Here is a 13,449-nt window from a genome sequence, read left to right as displayed (position 1 = left end):
TTGATGATCTTTCCTTCGCCCGCCGTGCTCCAGGAGGTGCAGCTCGCCATCCTGGCGGCGCGGGACCTGCGCCTGGCGGTGCTGCGCCTGGATCAGCGCTCGGCCGGGCATAACGGCAACAAGGCCTACAAGCTGCGGCCCTGGCGCGAACGCCTGGCTCGGGGCGAAGGCCGCGGGCTCATCAGCCTGGGTGGTGCCCACTCCAATCATCTGCATGCGCTGGCCGCCCTGGGCCGGGAGGAAGGCTTCGCCACCGTCGGCCTCTTGCGTGGCGAGCCCTGCCGGACGCCCACCGTCGAGGATCTGCAGGCCAATGGCATGACGCTGCACTGGCTCGGCTATGGCGGTTATCGCCGCCGCCACGACAGCGACTTCTGGCAGTCCTGGCAGGCGCGCTATCCCGGGTTGCTACCCATTCCCGAAGGCGGCTGCGACGCGCAGGCCGCTGCGGCCTGCGCGGCCATCGTCACGGAACTGCGGCAGGGACTCGCCGCCCTGGGCTGGCCCGATTGCCAGCAACTCTGGCTGGCTGCCGGCACCGGTACCACCCTGGCCGGGGTGATCCGCGCCGCCGATCCCGCCTGGCAGGTGGTGGGCGGCCTGGCGGTGCCACCCGGGCATGGCGTCGAAGCCACGCTCGACCGGCTGCTCGCGCAGCACACTGGCGTCAACTGGCGCCTGATGGACGCCAGCCGCGGCGGCTTCGGCCGCCTCGATGCCGAGCTGGCGCGGGCCATGGCGGAATTCGAGGCGCAGACTGGGATCGGCCTGGAGCCGCTCTATACCGGCAAGCTCTGGCTGGCGTTGCGCCAGGCAATCGAGGGCGGCGCGCTGGCGCCGGGCAGTCGCCTGGTGCTGGTCCACAGCGGTGGTCTCCAGGGCCGCCGCGCGCTGGAAACTCAGCTGGCGGCGTTGGCCGGCGGCTGAACCGGCCAGCCCGCAGGCACCAGGAACAGTCGCGCCTCTTCGTCGCCACGTGCATCGCGCCGCACCAGCAATTGCGGCCAGCTCGGCTCGCCGTCCGGCAGCGGCAGGCAGGGCGTGTCGGCGACTGCGGGCGCCAGCCAGTGGCCCTTGGGCAGCACCTCCCAATGACCGTCCGGCAACAGCTGCCGCTCGCACCACAGCTGGGGTTGGCGGGGTGGCAGGGCGCCAACCGGCCAGGGCAGGGTGCGGTCGAGTGGCTGGAACAGATAGCCGCCCAGCCACAGCGCCGCCCGCGGCGGGGCGATGTCCAGCGCCGTCAGGCTGGCCTGGGCCAGGGGCGTGGCCGACAGCGGCAGCTGGCGCTGGCGCAGGTGTGAGAGTTTGCGCGCCAGCTGGTCTTCGCCACCGGGACCCAGCCAGCGCGGCGCGTCTGGTGGACCTTCGCCCAGGTAGAACTTCACCGCCAGTTCCAGGTGATGGACCCCCTCGGCGTCTTCCACCAGCAGGTCCAGTTCGCCCAGGGTACGGTCGCCCTCGCGCAGGGGCAGGTTGGCCGCGCGCAATCTGAGCCCCGGTGCCCGTTCCAGGGCGAATTGCCAAAGTCTTTCGTACTGGCGCCCCAGCCGGCGGTCGCTGCCCTGGGCAAGCCAGGCTGTTAGGGCCGCGGGCGCCGCGTCCTGTTGCCGCAGCCAGTCGGCCAGTCTGCCGGGATGACTCGCCCAGTCGCTCGCGACCAGCGGATGGCGGGTGTCGGCGGCTTCCAGCAGCGGCGGGGCGATCAGGGTCCAGGCGAGGTCACGTACCTGGGGCTGGCTCAAGCGGCGGGGCAGGGCGTGCAATTCGGCGAAGGGCGTCATGGTGCCAGCATAGGCCAAGCCGGTCCGCTGCGGATCACCGGCGGCGACCCGCGGTCGGATGAGGGCGGTTTGCCGCTGCCACGGCCTTTCGCCCATACTTTCCGCACTTTCCAGCCAACGGGGCCGCCGGCGCGTCATGGACTCCTTTCGTAACATCGGCATCATCGGTCGACTCGGCAGCACCCAGGTGCTGGACACCATCCGCCGGCTCAAGACCTTTCTGCTGCAACGCGGGCGCAACGTCATCCTGGAAAACACCATCGCCGAGGTCCTGCCCGGGCATGGCCTGCAGACGGTGTCGCGCAAGCTCATGGGCGAGATCTGCGACCTGGTGATCGTGGTCGGCGGCGACGGCAGCCTGCTGGGCGCCGCCCGCGCCCTGGTGCGCCCGCGGGTGCCGGTGCTGGGCATCAACCGCGGCAAGCTGGGCTTTCTCACCGATATCCGTCCCGATGAACTGGAGACCAAGGTCGCCGAGGTGCTCGACGGTCAGTACCTGATGGAGACGCGCTTCCTGCTCGATGCCTTCGTCGAGCGCGGCGGCGAGATGATCGGCCAGGGCGATGCCCTCAACGACGTGGTGCTGCATCCGGGCAAGTCCACCCGGATGATCGAATTCGAGCTGTACATCGATGGCCAGTTCGTCTGCAGCCAGCGCGCCGACGGCCTGATCGTCGCCACCCCCACCGGCTCCACCGCCTACTCGCTGTCGGCCGGTGGCCCCATCATGCATCCCAAGCTGGATGCCATCGTGGTGGTGCCCATGTATCCCCACACCCTGTCCAGCCGGCCCATCGTGGTGTCCGGCGACAGCACCCTGTCGATCCTGGTGTCGCCGAACATGACGATCTATCCGCAGGTCTCATGTGATGGCCAGAATCATTTCACCTGCGCACCCGGCGATACCGTGACCATTCAGAAGAAGCCGCACAAACTCAGGCTGATCCATCCGCTGGATCACAACTACTACGAGATCTGCCGGACCAAGCTCGGCTGGGGCAGTCGGCTGGGAGACGACTGATGCCCCTGGGCTACGATCTGATCGGCGATCTCCACGGCTGCGCCCATACCCTGGACCTGCTGCTGGAGCGTCTCGATTATCAGCAGGTGGACGGCGTCTGGCAGCACCCCGAGCGCCAGGCGATCTTTCTCGGTGACCTGGTCGATCGCGGCCCGCGCATCCGCGGCTCCCTGCGCCGGGTGCGGGCCATGGTCGAAGGCGGCCATGCCCACTGCATCCTCGGCAATCACGAACTCAATGCCCTGGCCTGGCACACCCCGGCGCTGCCCGGCACCGGCCAGACCTGGGTACGCGAACACACGCCGCGCCATCGCCAGCTGATCCAGGAGACCCTGGCGGCCTTCGCCGACCATCCCGGCGAGTGGCAGGACCATCTGCGCTGGCTCTACCGGCTGCCGCTGTGCAAGGACTTCGGGCACTTCCGCATCGTCCATGCCTGCTGGGATCAGCGGCTGATCGACGAATTCCTCCACCACTATCCGGATGCCTGCATCGACGAGGACTTCGTGCGCCAGTCCATCGTCGGCGGCAGCCTGGCCAGTCGGGTCGCCTCGCGCCTGCTCAACGGCGTGTCGCTGCCCTTGCCCCATGGCCTGCGCCTCACCGGCAGCGATGGCTATGTGCGGGCGCGCTTTCGCACCAAGTTCTGGGAAAGCGATCCCCAGACCTATGGCGACGTGGTCTTCCAGCCCGATGCCTTGCCGGCGGAAATCGCCTGCGAACCCTTGAGCGACGAGGAAAAGGCCGGGCTGCTCTGCTATGGCGAGGATGAGCCGATGCTGTTCGTCGGTCACTACTGGCGCGATGGCCATCCCGAACCTCTGCGGCCGAACCTCGCCTGCCTGGACTACAGTGCGGTCAAGTACGGCAAGCTGGTGGCCTACCGCCTCGACGACGAACGCCAGATCGACCCGGCCAAGTTCGTCTGGATCGACGTGCAGCGCGAGGAGGGGCGATGAACCAGCCGCAACCCGTGCTGCGCGTGCCCCTGGGCCGTGACCTGCTGGGCTTCACGCGCCTGCTGCGGCGCCTGCAGATCCGCCACCGGGTGGTGGAAGAGGGCGACAGCCAGGTGCTCTGGGTGCTGGACCCGGCGCGGATCGAAGAGACCCGCAGCCTCTATGAACGCTATCCCGACGGCGATCCGCGCGGCGAGGTCCAGGCGACGCGTGGACCGCGGGGCTTCGGGCTGCTGGCGCAACTCAAGGCCAGTCCGGTCAGCGCCGTCTTTCTCGCCGTCACCCTGCTGCTGGGCCTGGCCACCGAACTGGGCGACAACCTGGCGTTGATCCACTACCTGACGCTGCAGGAATTCCGCCTGATCGACGCGGAGCACATCGCCTTTCTCGATCTCGACGCCAGCCTGGCCCGCGGCGAATGGTGGCGACTGGTCACCCCGATCTTCCTGCACTTCGGCCTGCTGCATCTGGCGATGAACGCCCTCTGGTACTGGGAGCTGGGTCGCCGCATCGAATTCCGCCAGGGCGGCCTGCTGCTGCTGCTCCTGACCCTGGTGTTCGCCGCCGGCTCCAACCTGGTGCAGTACGCCTGGACCGGGCCGGCGCTGTTCGGCGGTCTGTCCGGCGTGCTCTATGGTCTGCTCGGCCATTGCTGGCTGTTCCAGTGGCTGGCGCCCAATCCGGCCTATCGCATGCCCCGTGGCGTGGTGGCCATGATGCTGATCTGGCTGGTGATCTGCCTGACCGGGGTCTTCGATCTGCTCGGTTTCGGCTCCATCGCCAATGGCGCCCATGTCGGCGGTCTGGTGCTGGGTTGCCTCACCGGACTGCTGGGCGGTGGCCTGGCCCGCCTGCGGCAGCGCTAGCTAGCGTCGCCGCTTGAGCTCGGGAGAAAGGCGCAAGGCGTTGCGATAGCGCCAGCGCCGCTGGCTGCGGCGACGCAACCAGCGCCCCATGAGCAAGAGCAGCGCACCGCCGCCCAGGCAGCCCTGGGCGGTCTCGCGGGTCAGGCTCAGATAGGCCGTCAGCTGCGGCCACTGCAGCAGGGCCGCACCGCCCGCCAGCAGCGCGGCCAGGCCGGTCAGCACCGAGAGGGTGCCGAGGCCGGCGGCGAGGGAGGTCAGGAAGGGCCGCCGCAGGCGCAGCGGCGGTGGATCGAAACGGTCGTGCTCGGGCAACTGCATGCTCATACCCCAGGCTCTGTAAGGCCGCCGAGGTTATACGCCTCGGCGTTGCTTGGCGAGCCTGAGCGGCGCGGGCTAGCGCAGCAGCTGCCGGGCTCCCTGCTTGAGCATGTCCCAGCGATTCGGATCGCCACTGGCGATAGCGCCGAGGAAGGCCCTGGCCTGCTCGAAGCTGATATGCGGCGGCAGCGGCGGCACGCTGGGGTCGGTGACGAATTCCAGCACCACCGGGCGATCCGCCTCGAAGGCCTGCTGCCAGGCATCGGCCACCTCGTCCGGGCGATGGATGCGCAGACCCTTGAAGCCGAGCAATTCGCCATAGCGGGCATAGGGGAAGTCGAGTACATCCTGGGCCGGGGCGAACTTGGGGTCTCCAGCCAGGGCACGCTGCTCCCAGGTCACCTGATTGAGATCGCCGTTGTTGAGCACCATGACGATGAAGGTCGGATTGCTGAATCTCTTCCAGTACTGCTGCAGGGTGACCAGTTCGGCGTTGCCGTTCATCTGCATGGCGCCATCGCCCACCAGGGCGATCACCGGACGATCCGGATGAGCGAACTTGGCCGCGATGGCATAGGGAATGCCGCAGCCCATGGTCGCCAGCTTGCCCGACAGCGACCCCAGCATCTGCCCGCGCATGCGGATGTCGCGGGCATACCAGTTGGTGTGGGAGCCGCTGTCGCCGCAGAGGATGGCATCCTGCGGCAACTGGCTGGAAAGTTCGTGGAACACCCGCTGCGGATTGATCGGCTCGGCGGGCGCCAGGGCGCGCTGCTCGATGGAGTGCCAGGAAGCGGCCACGCTCTTTTCGATGCGCGCGCGCCATTTATCGTGGGGTTTGCTCTCCAGCAGTGGCAGCAGGCGTCTCAGGGTCTCGGCGGCATCGCCCAGCAACGGCTGCTCGATGGGATATCTCATGCTGATGTTGCGCACATGCAGGTCGATCTGCACCGCTCGCGCCTGGCCTTCCTGAGGCAGGAATTCGGTATAGGGGAAGGTCGAGCCGACGATCAGCAGGGTGTCGCATTCCTTCATCAGCAGATCGCTGGCCTCGGTGCCGAGCAGACCGATGGCGCCGGTGACATAGGGCAGTTCGTCGGAGAGTACGCCCTTGCCCAGCAGCGCCTTGGCCACCCCGGCGCTGAGCTTCTCGGCCACCGCCATCACCTCGCTGCGCGCCTGCAGGGCGCCGGCGCCCACCAGCAGGGCAACCTTCTTGCCGGCATTGAGGATGTCTGCCGCGGCCTGCAGGTCGTCTTCCTGGGCATAGGGTCGCGGCGGGATGGCCCCGGCACCGGAAAGGAGATTGGCGTGCTGGTGCGGCGGACTTTCCACCGCCGGCAGCTGCTGGATGTCGTTGGGGATAATCACCGTCGCCACCTGGCGCTCGGCGATGGCCACGCGGAAGGCGCGGTCGATGACATGGCGCAGCTGCGCCGGATGCACCACCGTCTCCACATAGGCGGAGACGTCCTTGAACAGGGTGTGCAGGTCGACTTCCTGCTGATAGTCGCTGCCCAGTGAAGAGGCGGCCTGCTGGCCCACCAGGGCCACTACCGGCATATGGTCCATCTTGGCGTCGTACAGGCCGTTGAGCAGATGGATGGCCCCGGGCCCGGAGGTGGCCAGGCAGACGCCCACCTCGCCGGTGAACTTGGCATGGGCGCAGGCCATGAAGGCGGCCATCTCCTCGTGGCGCACCCGCACGTAGTCGAACTGGTCGGCTACCCGACCCAGGGCGCCCATGATGCCGTTGATGCCATCGCCGGGGTAACCGAAGATGCGCTCGACGTGCCACTGGCCGAGGCGCTCCCAGAGATGGTCGGCTACGGTCTTGCTCATGACGTTCTCCTCGTTGAAGGTCTAGATTTAGGAAGAAGGGCCCGGACGTTAAGTTCCTGCAGCCGGACCGGGCGCGGGTTAGAATGCGCGGCTGATCATCCGGAGCCTTTCATGAGCGAATCCCGCCTGCGCACCTTGCGCGACCACATCCGCTGGGCCGTCAGCCGCTTCCATGCCGAAGAGCTGTTCTTCGGCCATGGCCACGACAACGCTTGGGACGAGGCCCGCGCCCTGGTGCTGGGCGCCGTGCACCTGCCCTGGGACACCGCCGATCGCTACCTGGACTGCGCCCTGGAAGACGACGAGCGCTACGCACTCGGGGTGCTCCTGCACAAGCGCATCCAGGAGCGTGTGCCGACCGCCTATCTGCTCGGCGAAGCCTGGTTCTGCGGCCTGCCGTTCACCGTCGACGAGCGGGTGCTGGTGCCGCGCTCGCCCATCGGCGAGCTGATCGACGCGCAGTTCGCGCCCTGGCTGCCGGCCGCGCCGGCGCGCATCCTCGATCTCTGTACCGGCTCGGGCTGCATCGGCATCGCCTGCGCCTATGCCTTCCCCGAGGCCGAGGTGGCCCTGGGCGATCTGTCCTACGACGCCCTCGAAGTGGCCTGGCAGAACATCGAGCGCCACGACCTGGAGGATCGCGTCTATACCGTCCAGGGCGACGGCTTCGCCGGACTGCCAGGGCAGCGTTTCGACCTGATCGTCAGCAATCCGCCCTATGTGGATGCCGAGGACTTCGCCGACATGCCGGCCGAATACCAGCACGAACCGGCCCTGGGCCTGGCCTGTGGCGACGACGGCCTGGACCTGGTGCGGCGGATGCTGGCCGAGGCCGCCGATCACCTCACCGAGCAGGGCATCCTCGTCGTGGAGGTGGGCAACAGCCAGGTCCACGTCGAGGCGCTCTATCCGGAAGTCGATTTCACCTGGCTCGAATTCGAGCGCGGCGGCCATGGCGTCTTCCTGCTGGCCGCCGCCCAGTGCCGCGAGCACCAGGCGCTGTTCCGCAGCCGTCTGGTCCCCTGATCACCTGCGGTCGCCCGCGGCGGCCGCCCTTTCTTTACCGAGGTCTACCCGTGTTTACCGAACTCGCTCTGCACGAGCGCCTGCTCAAGGCCCTCGACACCCTGGGCTTCAAGACGCCCACTCCGGTCCAGGCCGCTGCCGTGGGCCCGGCCCTGGCAGGTCATGACCTGCGCGTCACCGCCCGCACCGGCAGCGGCAAGACCGCCGCCTTCCTGCTGCCGCTGCTGGATCGCCTGCTCAAGGATCCCAAGCCCCGCTCCGGCGCCCGCGCGCTGATCCTGCTGCCGACCCGCGAGCTGGCCCAGCAGACCGCCAAGGAAATCGAACGCTTCGGCCAGTTCACCTTTCTCAAGGCCGGCCTGGTGATCGGTGGCGAGGACTTCCGGGTCCAGGCCGCCGGCCTGCGCAAGAATCCGGAGATCCTGGTGGCCACCCCCGGTCGCCTGCTGGAGCAGCGTAACGCCGGCAACGTGAACCTGAAAGACATCGAGATGCTGGTACTCGACGAAGCCGACCGCATGCTCGACATGGGCTTTTCCGAGGACGTGCTGCAGATCGCCGCGAGCTGCGAGCGGGAGGGTCGCCAGACCCTGCTGTTCTCCGCGACCAGCGGTGGCAACAGCCTGCGTCAGGTGGTCGAGCAGGTCCTGCGCGAGCCGCAGAATCTCATGCTGGACCGCACTGGCGAACTGAACGAAGCCGTGGTGCAGCAGGTGATCCTGGCCGACGAGCCCCCGCACAAGGAGCGCCTGCTGCAGTGGCTGCTGGCCAACGAGACCTATCGCAAGGCCATCGTCTTCACCAACACCAAGGTGCAGGCCGATCGCCTCACCGGCCGCCTGGTGGCCGAGGGCCTCAAGGTCTTCGTGCTGCACGGCGACAAGGACACCAAGGACCGCAAGCTGGCGGTGGAGCGGCTGCAGAGCGGCGCGGTCAAGGTGCTGATCGCCACCGACGTGGCTGCCCGCGGCCTGGACGTCGAAGGCCTCGACCTGGTGATCAACTACGACCTGCCGCGCAGTGGCGACGAATACGTCCACCGCATCGGCCGCACCGGGCGCGCCGGCGAGGCGGGTACGGCGATCTCCTTCGTCACCCATGGCGACTGGAATCTGATGTCCAGCATCGAGCGCTATCTCAAGCTGAGATTCGAGCGCCGTCACCTGCCGGGTCTCAAGGCCAGCTACAACGGCCCGAAAAAGCTCAAGGCGTCGGGCAAGGCTGCCGGCGTGAAGAAGAAAAAGACCGAGGGCAAGAAGGACGGCAAGGCCAAGACCAAGGCCAAACCCAAGTCCGAGCGCCGCCCCGGCGCCCTGGTGCCGACTTCGGCCGACGGCTTCGCGCCGCCGCGCAAGCGCACCCAGGAGTGATCCCGCGCCAGGCCTGAGGCGCCACCCCGCGGCGAGACCGCGGGGCAGGGCGGGCTCAGTGCTTGGCGGTGTTGTCGAACAGCTGGAAGACCGGTGCGCGACGGGTCGAGCGTTGCAGATCCGGTTGCTGGATCAGCAGCCAGGCCTGCAACTCCGGTTCGGGCATGGGCTTGCCGATCCAGAAGCCCTGGCCTTCGTCGCAGCCCATGGCCAGCAGGCTGGCCAGGGCCTCGGCGGTCTCGATGCCTTCGGCGGTGATGCGAAAGCCCAGCTGGTGGGACAGTTCGATCAGCGAACTGACGATCAGCCGGTCCTTGGTGCGATGGGTCAGTTCGCGCACGAAGCTGCGATCGATCTTGATGGTGTCGGCCGGCAACTCGCGCAGGTGCGAGAGGTTGTTGTAGCCGGTACCGAAGTCGTCGATGGCGATGCCGATGCCCAGCTCGCGCAGGGCGGCCAGCTGGCGATGGATCAGCGCCACGTCACCCAGCAGGGCATTCTCGGTGACCTCCAGTTCCAGGCGCCTGGGATTGACCGGATAGCGCTGCAGCAACTCGGTGGTCTGCTCGGTGAAGTCCGGATCGTTCAGGTCATGGGCGGAGATGTTGATCGCCACGCCCAGACTCCGACCTTCCCGCTGCCAGGTATAGGCCTGGCTGATGGCCTGCTGCATCACCCAGCGACTCAGGGCGGTGATCAGCGCGGTCTTTTCCGCCAGTGGAATGAATTCCGCCGGACTGACCGACCCCAGGTGCGGATGCTGCCAGCGCAGCAGTGCCTCGACGCTGTGGCAGCGACCGGTGGCCAGATCGATGCGCGGCTGGTAGACCAGGCTCAGCTGATCCTCGGCGCGCAGCGCCTGGGGCAGGGCGCTGAGCAGGGCGAAGGCGCGGCGGTAGGCGGCATCGTGCTGCGGATCGAAATGCCGGCAGCCGCGCATCTCGGCGCGGGCATCGTCGGCGGTGGCGATCAGGGCGCGCAGCCAGTCGGTGGGGTGATCGTCGGTCAGGGACATGATTCCCAGGCCCAGGCGGGTCTGGATGGGAATGCCGTTGTAGTCGAGCACCCCGGTCAATTCCTCCTGCAGGCGTTCGAGCAGCGCCTGTTGCGCGGTCTCGTCGGCGTCGTGCAGCAGAAAGCCGAAGCGGGCCGGCCCCAGGCGATACAGGGGTAGCTCGACCGGCAGCAGACGGCGCAGGTGCTGCTTGATGGCGCGCTGCAGGCCATCGAAGTGGGCCTGGCCCATGGCCTTGATGAAATCGTTGAGATAGCTCTGGGCGAACAGATCGGCCGCCACGGCCACCACGCGGGTCCCGGAACGGGTCAGGGCTTCGGCATCCTCGATGAAGCGCTGGCCATTCGGCAACTGGGTGACCGGGTCCCAGAAGGCTTCGGTGCGCAGCAGTTCGATGTGCTGGCTGGCAAGGGCCGCCAGTTGCTGCAGCGCGATCAGCCGATCCTGGGGCAGGGCGGCACGGGGTGCCGAATCGAACAGGCAGAGGCTGCCGAGCATCAGCCCTTCGGTCGTGCGCAGCGGTGCGCCCAGGTAATAGCGGATATGGGGCGCGCTGGTGACCACCTGGAGGTCGGCGAAGCGGGCGTCGTTGCGCGCGTCTTCCACCTGCAGCGGCAGGCTGGTTTCCTGCAGGTGCTGGCAGAACGACTGGGTGCGCGGCACGGTCAGGGGCGCGCAGCCCACGGTGGCTCGACAATGAACCTGCTGGCCGTCTAGAAAGCAGATCATGGCGTAGGGGACATCGAACAGCCGCGCGCAGAGCTCGGTGAGATCCTGGAAGGCACGGTCGGAGGGACGGTCGATCAAGGCGAGATCGCGCAGCAGTGCAAGACGCTGGCGTTCATTGGCCGCAGTGAGTGGAGCAGGCTCCATAGCAACGTCTCGGTGCGCTGTAGTAGCAGATTGCTACTTAGAGCGTGATCGGGTCGAGAGTTCCCTCACCACTCGCCTCACACTCTGTCAGTCGTCATTTATCTGTCGAAAGGCTCAGGCCGCGAAGTAGAAGACGGCGAACAGCGCCTGGGGGTCGGTCCACACCCGCACCTGTCTGAAACCGGCGTCTTCGGCCAGCGCACGAAAACTCTCCAGGCTGTACTTGTAGGAATTCTCGGTATGCAGACGTTCGCCTTCACGGAAGGCGAAGCGGCGACCTTCGAGACGTACGGTCTGGTCGCGGGTGCTGACCAGGTGCATCTCGATGCGCGCCTGTTCTTTGTTGAAGAAGGCCAGGTGCCGGAAGCGCTGCGGATCGAGATCGGTGTCCAGCTCGCGGCGGATGCGTTCCAGCAGGTTGAGATTGAAATCGGCGGTCACCCCGGCGGCGTCGTTGTAAGCCGCATCCAGCCGCGACCGGTCCTTGATCAGGTCCACCCCGATCAGCAGGCCCCCGGTGGCCGGCAGCATCCGGTGCAGGTTGCGCAGGAAGACGCCGGCTTCTTCCGGGGTGAAGTTGCCGATGCTCGAGCCCGGAAAGAAGGCGATGGGACGCAGGCCGTCGAGACTGTCGGGCAGGGTCATGGGTCGACTGAAGTCGGCGCAGGCGGCGCTGACGTCCAGCCAAGGGTAGTCGGCTGCCAGCCGCTGGGTGCTGCTGAGCAGGAAGTCCCGGGAGATGTCGATGCCCAGATAGCCGGCCGGGTGCATGGCTTCCAGCAGCAGGCGCACCTTGCGACTGGCTCCGCTGCCCAGTTCGACCAGGGCGGCGTCGCGTCCGGCCAGGCGCGCGATCTCACCGGCCGCCGTGGCGAGGATGGCCTCTTCGGTACGGGTGGGATAGTACTCGGGCTGCCGGGTGATGGCCTCGAACAGCTCGGAGCCGCGCTGATCGTAGAAATATTTCGGCGACAACGCCTTCGGGGTCTGGGCAAAGCCCTGGAGCACATCGTCCCGCAGCGAGCTGTCGGCGACGCTCACCGGTTGCTGATCGAAGAAGCGCACGGCTAGGGCCATGGGTCAGACCTCTCTGGCCAGGCGCAGGCCGGAAAACTGCCAGCGCATGGTGGGATAGAAGAAGTTGCGATAGGAGGCGCGCACATGGTCCTGGGGCGTGGCGCAGCAGCCACCGCGCAGGACCATCTGGCCGGACATGAACTTGCCGTTGTATTCGCCCAGGCTGCCCGGCAGCGGTTTGAAGCCAGGGTAGGGGCGGAAAGCGCTGCCGGTCCATTCCCAGACATCGCCGAACAGCTGGCGCATGCCCTGGCCCGCGTTGGCGACCGGCTGCAGGTGATCCTGCTCGACGAAGTTTCCCTGGATCGGCTGGCGCGCCGCCACGGTCTCCCATTCCGCCTCGGTGGGCAGCCGGGCGCCGGCCCAGCTGGCGTAGGCATCGGCTTCGTAGAAGCTCAGGTGGCAGACCGGTGCAGCCTGATCCACCGGAGTCAGGCCGCCCAGGGTGAAGTGATGCCAGACGCCATCGAGCTTCTGCCAGTACAGCGGCGCCTGCCAGCCGAGGCTGCGGATGGCCGCGGCGCCGTCGGACAGCCAGAGATCGCTGCGGCCGTAGCCATTGTCTTCGATGAAGGCCAGGTATTCGCCATTGGTGACCAGCCGATCGGCCAGCTGGAAGTCATCGACGAACTGGCGGTGGACCGGCGTCTCGCAATCGAAGGCGAAGCCGTCGCCGCCATGGCCGACATGCCGGACGCCGCCTGGATGGCTTTCCCAGCCCAGGGGCGCTATCGGCGCTGTGGGCCCCTTGGCCAGGTCGGCGCGATAGACCGGGTGCAGCGGGTTCTGCGCGAGGATGTGCTTGATGTCCATGAGCAGCAATTCCTGGTGCTGCTGCTCGTGGTGCAGACCCAGCTCCAGGCGTCGGGCGATCTCGACGGCGTGTTCGGCGGGCGGCGCGCTGAGCAGTTCGGCCATGGCGGTGTCCACCGCCGCACGAAAGCGATAGACGTCGTCCACGCCCGGTCGCGACAGGTGCCCGCGGGCCGCCCGGGGAAAGGGCTTGCCATGGGTCTCGTAATAGGAGTTGAACAGGTAGTCGTAAGCCGGATTGGGCGTCTGGTAACCCTTGAGGAAGGGCTTGAGGATGAAAGCCTCGAAGAACCAAGTGACGTGGGCCAGGTGCCATTTCGGCGGACTGACGTCGGCCATGCTCTGGATGACGTAATCCTCGACGGTGAGCGGGGCGCACAGGGCCTCGCTGGCCCTGCGCACGCGCTGGAAGCGGTCGAGCAGGGTGGTGGCGGTGTCACTCGCTGCGGGCAGCTCGCGGGCGAGAGGATTCATGGCGTTCTCCC

12 protein-coding genes are annotated in these 13,449 nt (G+C 67.5%); 6 read left to right on the top strand and 6 right to left on the bottom strand.

What is annotated here, in order from left to right:
- The first annotated feature begins 3 nt into the window (after positions 1-3).
- On the top strand, positions 4-927 hold the full coding sequence (locus QE444_RS17030) for a pyridoxal-phosphate dependent enzyme (RefSeq protein WP_309740209.1): 924 nt from the start codon (positions 4-6) through the stop codon (positions 925-927).
- On the opposite strand, the gene QE444_RS17025 is transcribed toward QE444_RS17030, so the two are convergent.
- Positions 900-1,880 carry a DUF1853 family protein gene (locus QE444_RS17025; protein WP_309740207.1) on the bottom strand — a complete coding sequence of 327 codons (981 nt, stop codon included), beginning with the start codon at positions 1,878-1,880 and terminating at the stop codon, positions 900-902. The two genes, QE444_RS17030 and QE444_RS17025, sit on opposite strands and share 28 nt — an antisense overlap.
- Positions 1,881-1,920: 40 nt before the next feature.
- Between QE444_RS17025 and QE444_RS17020 the strand changes: the two genes are divergently transcribed.
- The 3 genes from QE444_RS17020 to QE444_RS17010 are packed head-to-tail and all read left to right on the top strand — an operon-like array spanning position 1,921 to position 4,630.
- Positions 1,921-2,805: an NAD(+) kinase gene (locus QE444_RS17020; protein WP_007158929.1), complete on the top strand. Its 885-nt coding sequence runs from the start codon at positions 1,921-1,923 to the stop codon at positions 2,803-2,805.
- The gene (locus QE444_RS17015) at positions 2,805-3,764 is read left to right on the top strand and encodes a metallophosphoesterase (protein ID WP_285386102.1); all 960 of its coding nucleotides are present in this window, start codon (positions 2,805-2,807) and stop codon (positions 3,762-3,764) included. Before QE444_RS17020 ends, QE444_RS17015 begins: the two co-directional genes overlap by 1 nt.
- The gene (locus tag QE444_RS17010; RefSeq protein WP_133861079.1) at positions 3,761-4,630 is read left to right on the top strand and encodes a rhomboid family intramembrane serine protease; all 870 of its coding nucleotides are present in this window, start codon (positions 3,761-3,763) and stop codon (positions 4,628-4,630) included. Before QE444_RS17015 ends, QE444_RS17010 begins: the two co-directional genes overlap by 4 nt.
- Here the strand turns inward: QE444_RS17010 and QE444_RS17005 are convergent, their stop codons facing one another.
- Positions 4,631-4,954: a hypothetical protein gene (locus QE444_RS17005; protein ID WP_309740202.1), complete on the bottom strand. Its 324-nt coding sequence runs from the start codon at positions 4,952-4,954 to the stop codon at positions 4,631-4,633.
- 69 nt (positions 4,955-5,023) lie between these two features.
- Positions 5,024-6,790: a thiamine pyrophosphate-requiring protein gene (locus tag QE444_RS17000; RefSeq protein ID WP_309740200.1), complete on the bottom strand. Its 1,767-nt coding sequence runs from the start codon at positions 6,788-6,790 to the stop codon at positions 5,024-5,026.
- A 111-nt stretch (positions 6,791-6,901) separates the two neighbouring features.
- On the opposite strand from QE444_RS17000, the gene prmB reads away from it, so the two are divergent.
- Together prmB and QE444_RS16990 are read left to right on the top strand one after the other, a co-directional pair.
- Positions 6,902-7,816 (top strand): 50S ribosomal protein L3 N(5)-glutamine methyltransferase, encoded by a 915-nt coding sequence (prmB, locus tag QE444_RS16995; RefSeq protein WP_273862266.1) that lies wholly within the window; start codon positions 6,902-6,904, stop codon positions 7,814-7,816.
- Positions 7,817-7,866: 50 nt separating this feature from the next.
- Positions 7,867-9,186 carry a DEAD/DEAH box helicase gene (locus QE444_RS16990; RefSeq protein ID WP_158893063.1) on the top strand — a complete coding sequence of 440 codons (1,320 nt, stop codon included), beginning with the start codon at positions 7,867-7,869 and terminating at the stop codon, positions 9,184-9,186.
- A 55-nt stretch (positions 9,187-9,241) separates the two neighbouring features.
- Here QE444_RS16990 and QE444_RS16985 read toward each other — a convergent pair whose 3' ends face one another.
- The 3 genes from QE444_RS16985 to egtB form a co-directional block, all read right to left on the bottom strand.
- A complete protein-coding gene (locus QE444_RS16985; protein WP_133861074.1) occupies positions 9,242-11,074 on the bottom strand; it encodes a bifunctional diguanylate cyclase/phosphodiesterase in 1,833 nt (610 codons plus the stop codon).
- A 114-nt stretch (positions 11,075-11,188) separates the two neighbouring features.
- The gene (egtD, locus tag QE444_RS16980) at positions 11,189-12,151 is read right to left on the bottom strand and encodes an L-histidine N(alpha)-methyltransferase (RefSeq protein ID WP_309740195.1); all 963 of its coding nucleotides are present in this window, start codon (positions 12,149-12,151) and stop codon (positions 11,189-11,191) included.
- Positions 12,152-12,154: 3 nt separating this feature from the next.
- On the bottom strand, positions 12,155-13,438 hold the full coding sequence (gene egtB, locus QE444_RS16975; protein WP_273862263.1) for an ergothioneine biosynthesis protein EgtB: 1,284 nt from the start codon (positions 13,436-13,438) through the stop codon (positions 12,155-12,157).
- Positions 13,439-13,449: the final 11 nt, after the last annotated feature.

Origin of the sequence: Pseudomonas sp. SORGH_AS_0199, assembly GCF_031453735.1 — a bacterium.
In the GTDB taxonomy this organism is placed as follows: Bacteria; Pseudomonadota; Gammaproteobacteria; order Pseudomonadales; family Pseudomonadaceae; genus Chryseomonas; species Chryseomonas aestiva.
The sequence above is the reverse complement of the archived record's forward strand: the minus strand, read 5'-3'. Positions and strand labels throughout refer to the sequence as shown.